Consider the following 6374-nt stretch of genomic DNA (forward strand, 5'->3'; position numbering starts at 1 on the left):
CTCAGTCCCGCCGAGTTCGCCCTAAAGTGGACCACGACCCACCAACCCCAAGCCGCATAGCGACTGGACCATCAATCGGGTCCCCCTCAGCTCAGCGCACGATCTGCGCCAGGACACCATCAAATAGGGTTGTGGCAGCCGTCAACGGGCTGAGAGGCCAGTGTGTATAAGCGGCACCGTTGAGACCTCGCCGGTTTCGACCCAGGCCCGCGGTAGGGACTCGCTGATGCAGCGGGTCGGAACCGTCGGGCAGGTCTGCCCCGCACCTGGAGATCGAGCTGACCGACCCGGTCACCGGTGCGACGGTGCCGCGCGACGACGTCGGCGAGCTGTGCACGCGGCTATTCGGTGATGACCGGTTACTAGAACGACCCGGACAATGCCGCGGCGTCCATCGAAGCCGAGGCCTGAATGCACACCGGGGGCCTGGCCGTGATGGACGGTGGCCGCTACCTGCGCACCATCGGGCGGATCAAGGGCACGGTGAGGGGAGAACGTCTATCCGCGCGAGATCGAGGAATTCCTCAACGCACAGAACGGCATTCGCGATGTGCAGGTGATCGGCGCGCCCGACGACATCTACGGCGAGGGGCGGATAGCCGTTGTGGTAATGCGCAGCGGGGCGCCGGCGTTGCCTGCGGAGCGGCTGGGGGCGTTCTGCACCGGGCGGCTCGCGCATTTCAAGGTGCCGCGCTGCGTGCGTGTCGTGACCGAGTTTCCGATGACGGGTCGCCGGAATGGTCCGCACGGACGAGATGGGCCGGCAGGCGGAAGAACATGGCCATGGGCTGACAGGGGTGTCCAGAGAATGGTATTCTCTGGCATCAGTTAATGGATATTAACTGAAATCGAGGAGGCGCGCGTGGCGATGGACAAGGTCGTGGCCACGGCGGCAGCGGCCGTCGCGGATATCACCGACGGCGCGTCACTGGCGGTGGGCGGGTTCGGGCTGTGCGGCATCCCGGAGGCGCTGATCGAAGCCGTCCTGCAGCTGGGCGTCACCGATCTGGAGACGGTGTCGAACAACTGCGGCGTCGACGGCGTGGGCCTGGGCGTGCTGCTGGAACACAAGCGGATCCGCCGCACCATCAGCTCCTACGTGGGCGAGAACAAGGAGTTCGCCCGCCAGTTCCTGTCCGGCGAACTCGAGGTCGAGTTAACCCCCCAGGGCACGCTGGCCGAGCGCCTGCGTGCCGGCGGCGCCGGAATCCCGGCCTTCTACACGCCCACCGGCGTGGGGACCCAGGTCGCCGACGGCGGCCTGCCGTGGCGCTATGACGGTGCCGGCGGGGTTGCGGTGGCCTCACCGCCCAAGGAGACCCGGGAGTTCGACGGGCGCACCTATGTTCTGGAACGCGCGATCCGCACCGACTTCGCGCTGGTGCATGCCTGGAAGGGGGACCGGCATGGCAACCTGGTCTACCGCGAGGCCGCCGCCAACTTCAACCCGGACTGCGCCACCGCGGGCAGGATCACCATCGCCGAGGTCGAGCATCTGGTGGAACCCGGCGAGATCGACCCCGCCACCGTGCATACCCAGGGGGTTTTCGTGCACCGCGTGGTGCACGTGCCGGATCCGATCAAGCGCATCGAGCGAGAGACGGTGCGCGCATGACCATCCCGACGACGATGCCCAGCGCGGCGATGAGCAGGAGTGGCGTCAGATGACCCTGACCAGAGATGAGCTGGCGGCGCGGGTGGCCGCCGAGCTGCGCGACGGGCAGTACGTCAACCTGGGCATCGGCCTGCCGACCCTGATTCCCAACCACATCCCCGATGGCGTCAGCGTGGTGCTGCACTCGGAGAACGGCATCCTCGGGGTCGGCCCGTACCCGGCGCCCGAAGATCTCGACGCCGACCTGATCAACGCGGGCAAGGAAACCGTGACCACCTTGCCCGGCGCCTCCTTCTTCTCGTCGTCGGCCTCCTTCGGGGTCATCCGCGGCGGCCACCTGGACGTGGCGGTCCTTGGCGCCATGCAGGTCTCGGCCGCCGGCGACCTGGCCAACTGGATGATTCCCGGCAAGATGATCAAGGGCATGGGCGGGGCGATGGACTTGGTACACGGCGCGCGCCGGGTGATCGTGATGATGGAACACGCCGCCAAAGACGGCAGCGCCAAGATCGTCGACCAGTGCACCTTGCCGCTCACCGGCGCCCGCTGCGTCAACCGCATCATCACCGACCTTGCCGTCATCGACGTCACCGAATCCGGCCTGCGGCTGGTCGAGACCGCTCCGGGTGTCTCCGTGGACGAGGTCGTCGCGAAAACCGACGCGGCGCTAGACCTTTCGGCACTGTCATGACAGCACCGGCATTTGCGGACGAGCACCGCCGACTGGTCGCCGAGCTCAACGCCAAACTGGCGACGGCCGCCCTGGGCGGCAACGAGCAGTCCCGGCAGCGCCACGTGTCCCGCGGCAAGCTGCTGCCCCGCGACCGGGTCGACCGGCTGCTGGACCCCGGCAGCCCGTTTCTGGAACTGGCGCCACTGGCCGCCGACGGGATGTACGACAACGAGTGCCCCGGAGCCGGGATCATCACCGGCATCGGGCGGGTCGCGGGGCGCGAGTGCGTGATCGTCGCCAACGACGCCACCGTCAAGGGCGGCACCTACTACCCGGTGACGGTCAAAAAGCACCTGCGTGCCCAAGAGGTGGCGCTGGCCAACCGGCTGCCGTGCCTGTACCTGGTGGACTCCGGGGGAGCGTTTCTGCCCCGCCAGGATGAAGTCTTCCCCGACCGCGAGCACTTCGGCCGGATCTTCTACAACCAGGCCACCATGAGCGCTGCGGGCATACCCCAGATCGCGGCGGTGCTCGGGTCGTGCACCGCCGGCGGCGCCTACGTCCCGGCGATGAGCGACGAGGCCGTCATCGTGCGCGAACAGGGCACCATCTTCCTGGGCGGACCGCCGCTGGTGAAGGCCGCCACCGGCGAAGTGGTGACCGCCGAAGAACTCGGCGGCGGCGACCTGCACTCCAAGGTCTCCGGGGTCACCGATTATCTGGCCGAGGACGACGAGCACGCACTGCGCATGGTGCGCCAGATCGCGGCGACCTTCGGCCCCCGCCCGCAAAGCCCCTGGGAGATCAGCGAAACCGTTGAGCCCCGCCATGATCCGGCCGAGCTCTACGACGTGGTACCCCCGGACTCGCGGGTGCCCTACGACGTGCGGCAGGTGATCGTCCGGCTGGTCGACGGCAGCGAGTTCAGCGAGTTCAAGGCCGAGTACGGCAAAACCCTGGTGACCGCGTTCGCGCGCATCCACGGCCACCCGGTGGGGATCGTCGCCAACAACGGCGTGCTGTTCGGTGAGTCCGCGCTCAAGGGGGCGCACTTCATCGAACTGTGCGACAAGCGCTCGATCCCGCTGGTGTTTCTGCAGAACATCGCCGGATTCATGGTCGGCCGCGACTACGAGGCCGGGGGCATCGCCAAGCACGGCGCCAAGATGGTCACCGCGGTTGCCTGCGCGCGGGTGCCCAAGCTGACGGTCGTGATCGGCGGGTCCTACGGGGCCGGCAACTACTCCATGTGCGGGCGGGCCTACTCGCCACGGTTCCTGTGGATGTGGCCCAACGCCCGCATCTCGGTGATGGGCGGCGAGCAGGCCGCGTCGGTGCTGGCCACCGTGCGCGGCGATCAACTCGACGCCGCCGGCAAGCCGTGGTCGGCGGCCGATGCGGAGGCCTTCAAGGCCCCGATCCGCGAGCAGTACGAGGTCCAGGGCAACCCGTACTACTCCACCGCCCGATTGTGGGACGACGGGATCATCGATCCCGCTGACACCAGAACAGTGCTGGGCCTTGCGCTTTCGGCCTGCTCGAACGCGCCTCTGGGTCCGGTCTCCTACGGCGTATTCCGGATGTGACGACGATGAGTCCGAGGCCTTTCGACACGGTCCTGGTGGCCAACCGCGGCGAGATCGCGGTGCGGGTGATCCGCACCCTGCGCAAGATGGGCATTCGATCGGTAGCCGTCTACAGCGACGCCGACGCCGCAGCACGCCATGTGCGCGAAGCCGACACCGCAGTGCGCCTCGGACCCGCGCCGGTGCTGGACAGCTATCTGTCGATCCCCAAGGTGCTCGCGGCTGCCGCGGAAACCGGCGCCCAGGCCATTCACCCCGGCTACGGATTCCTCTCCGAGAACGCCGGGTTCGCGGCGGCCTGCGAGCAGGCCGGAGTGGTCTTCATCGGGCCGCCCGCCCGGGCCATCGAGGTGATGGGTGACAAGATCTCGGCGAAGAACACCGTCACCGCTTTCGAGGTGCCGGTTGTGCCCGGTCTCGCCAGGCCCGGCCTGACCGATGACGAACTGGTGGCCGCCGCAGCCGAGATCGGCTACCCGGTGCTGATCAAGCCATCGGCCGGCGGGGGCGGCAAAGGCATGCACCTGGTCGACGATCCCGCGCAGCTACGCGCGGCGCTGGTCACCGCGCGCCGCGAGGCGGCGTCGGCGTTCGGCGACGACACCCTGTTCCTGGAACGATTCGTGCTGCGGCCCCGGCACATCGAGGTGCAGGTGCTCGCCGACACCCAGGGCAACGTGGTGCACCTGGGCGAACGCGAATGCAGCCTGCAACGGCGCCACCAGAAGGTGATCGAAGAGGCGCCGTCGCCGCTGCTGGACGCCGCCACCCGCGACCGGATCGGCGCGGCGGCCTGCAACACCGCCCGCAGCGTGGACTACGTCGGCGCGGGGACCGTGGAGTTCATCGTCTCCGGGGACCGGCCCGACGAGTTCTTCTTCATGGAGATGAACACCCGCCTGCAGGTGGAACATCCGGTGACCGAGGCGATCACCGGCCTGGACCTCGTCGAATGGCAGGTGCGGGTGGCCGCCGGGGAGAAGCTGTCCTTCACCCAGGACGACATCACGTTCACCGGCCATGCCGTGGAAGCCCGGGTGTACGCCGAGGACCCGGCGCGCGGCTTCCTGCCCACCGGAGGACGGGTATTGGCGGTGCACGAGCCGCCCGGCGGTTCAGCGAGGCTCGACGGAGGAGAGGCGAAGCTGGGACCGCCGCATGGGCCCGGTGGTTTAGGAGTGCGGGTGGATTCGTCGTTGCAGGACGGCACGGTCGTCGGCAGCGATTACGACCCGATGCTGTCCAAGGTGATCGCGCACGGGTCCGACCGGGCGCAGGCACTGGCGCGTCTGGATGCGGCGCTGGCCGGCACGGCGGTGTTCGGGGTGCAGACCAACGTGGAGTTCCTGCGGTTCCTGCTGGCCGATCCGCGGGTGCTCGCCGGCGACTTGGACACCGAACTGCTGGACGCACGAGCCGGCGACTTCGCCCCGCTGCCCGCCCCCGACGATGTGTTGGCCGCCGCCGGCCTCTACCGCCAGTGGGAGCTGGCCGGCGGGGAACCGGGGGCCCCGCGGGAGCTGTGGGCGGCCCCGAGCGGATGGCGCATCGGGGCGGCCGCACCGGTGCGCACCCAGATGCAGACATCGCTGCGCACCGAGACGGTGTCGGTATGGGGCCTGCCGCAGGCCGCCCAGGTGCAGGTCGGTGACGGGGAGATCCACAGCGCCGCAGTCGAGGTCGCCCACGATCGGCTGACGGCGACGGTGGCCGGGCGGCAGCGCCGGTACCTGTTCGCCGAAGACGACGGCCACCTGTGGATCGGCGACGAACGCGGAACCTGGCACCTGCGGGAGGCCCAGGAAAGCACCGTGGTGCGGTCCGCCGGTGGGCCCCGCAGCGCCGAGATCGTCAGCCCGATGCCGGGCACCGTGATCGCCGTGGGCGTCACTTCGGAATCGGCGGTCGCCGAAGGCGACCCGGTGGTGGTGGTGGAGGCCATGAAGATGGAGCACACGCTGGCCGCCCCGATTTCCGGCCGGGTGCAGGTGCTGGTGTCGGTGGGCGAGCAGGTGAAGGTGGATCAGGTGCTGGCGCGGCTGATCCCGGAGGAACAGAACGAGGAAGCGACATCATGACGACCGAGGCGGGAACACTGCCCAGCCACTATCAGGATCTGCGCGACACCGTCGCGGAGTTCGCCCGCACCGTTGTTGCGCCGGTGGCGGCCAAGCACGACGAAGAGCACAGCTTCCCCTACGAAGTTGTCGCCAAGATGGGAGAGATGGGGCTGTTCGGCCTGCCGTTCCCCGAAGAGTACGGGGGCATGGGCGGCGACTACTTCGCGCTGGCCCTGGCTCTCGAGGAACTCGGCAAAGTCGACCAGTCGGTGGCGATGACCCTGGAAGCCGGGGTGGGCCTGGGGGCGATGCCGATCTACCGGTTCGGTACCGAGGAGCAGAAGCAGACCTGGTTGCCGGACCTGGTGACCGGCCGTGCGCTGGCCGGGTTCGGCCTCACCGAGCCGGGCGCCGGTTCGGATGCCGGCGGCACCCGCACC

6 protein-coding genes are annotated in these 6374 nt (G+C 68.9%); all 6 read left to right on the plus strand.

Annotation, left to right across the window (positions count from 1 at the left end; genetic code table 11):
• Nucleotides 1–556 precede the first annotated feature (556 nt).
• Nucleotides 557–832, plus strand: a complete 276-nt coding sequence (locus LI92_RS24420) for an AMP-binding enzyme (RefSeq protein ID WP_286135198.1) — start codon at nucleotides 557–559, stop codon at nucleotides 830–832.
• A gap of 36 nt (nucleotides 833–868) precedes the next feature.
• A complete protein-coding gene (locus LI92_RS19210) occupies nucleotides 869–1615 on the plus strand; it encodes a CoA transferase subunit A (protein WP_046321785.1) in 747 nt (248 codons plus the stop codon).
• Nucleotides 1616–1664: 49 nt separating this feature from the next.
• Complete coding sequence (locus LI92_RS19215; RefSeq protein ID WP_046321787.1) at nucleotides 1665–2306, plus strand: 3-oxoacid CoA-transferase subunit B; 642 nt, start codon at nucleotides 1665–1667, stop codon at nucleotides 2304–2306.
• Nucleotides 2303–3874 (plus strand): carboxyl transferase domain-containing protein, encoded by a 1572-nt coding sequence (locus LI92_RS19220; protein ID WP_046321788.1) that lies wholly within the window; start codon nucleotides 2303–2305, stop codon nucleotides 3872–3874. The genes LI92_RS19215 and LI92_RS19220 overlap by 4 nt, the downstream gene beginning before the upstream one ends.
• A gap of 5 nt (nucleotides 3875–3879) precedes the next feature.
• Nucleotides 3880–5952 (plus strand): acetyl/propionyl/methylcrotonyl-CoA carboxylase subunit alpha, encoded by a 2073-nt coding sequence (locus LI92_RS19225; RefSeq protein WP_046321789.1) that lies wholly within the window; start codon nucleotides 3880–3882, stop codon nucleotides 5950–5952.
• Nucleotides 5949–6374 (plus strand): acyl-CoA dehydrogenase family protein (locus tag LI92_RS19230; protein ID WP_046321790.1); only part of this gene is annotated, 426 nt, incomplete at its 3' end. The genes LI92_RS19225 and LI92_RS19230, both read left to right, overlap by 4 nt.

The sequence above is a fragment of the Mycobacterium sp. UM_Kg1 genome (genome assembly GCF_000972925.1).
Classification (GTDB): Bacteria; Actinomycetota; Actinomycetes; order Mycobacteriales; family Mycobacteriaceae; genus Mycobacterium; species Mycobacterium hiberniae.

Excerpts from the sequence above, each read along its gene's own strand:
- LI92_RS19210 (WP_046321785.1), top strand. The coding sequence starts at position 869 with ATGGACAAGGTCGTGGCCACGGCGGCAGCGGCCGTCGCGGATATCACC.
- LI92_RS19215 (WP_046321787.1), top strand. The coding sequence starts at position 1,665 with ATGACCCTGACCAGAGATGAGCTGGCGGCGCGGGTGGCCGCCGAGCTG.
- LI92_RS19220 (WP_046321788.1), top strand. The coding sequence starts at position 2,303 with ATGACAGCACCGGCATTTGCGGACGAGCACCGCCGACTGGTCGCCGAG.
- LI92_RS19225 (WP_046321789.1), top strand. The coding sequence starts at position 3,880 with ATGAGTCCGAGGCCTTTCGACACGGTCCTGGTGGCCAACCGCGGCGAG.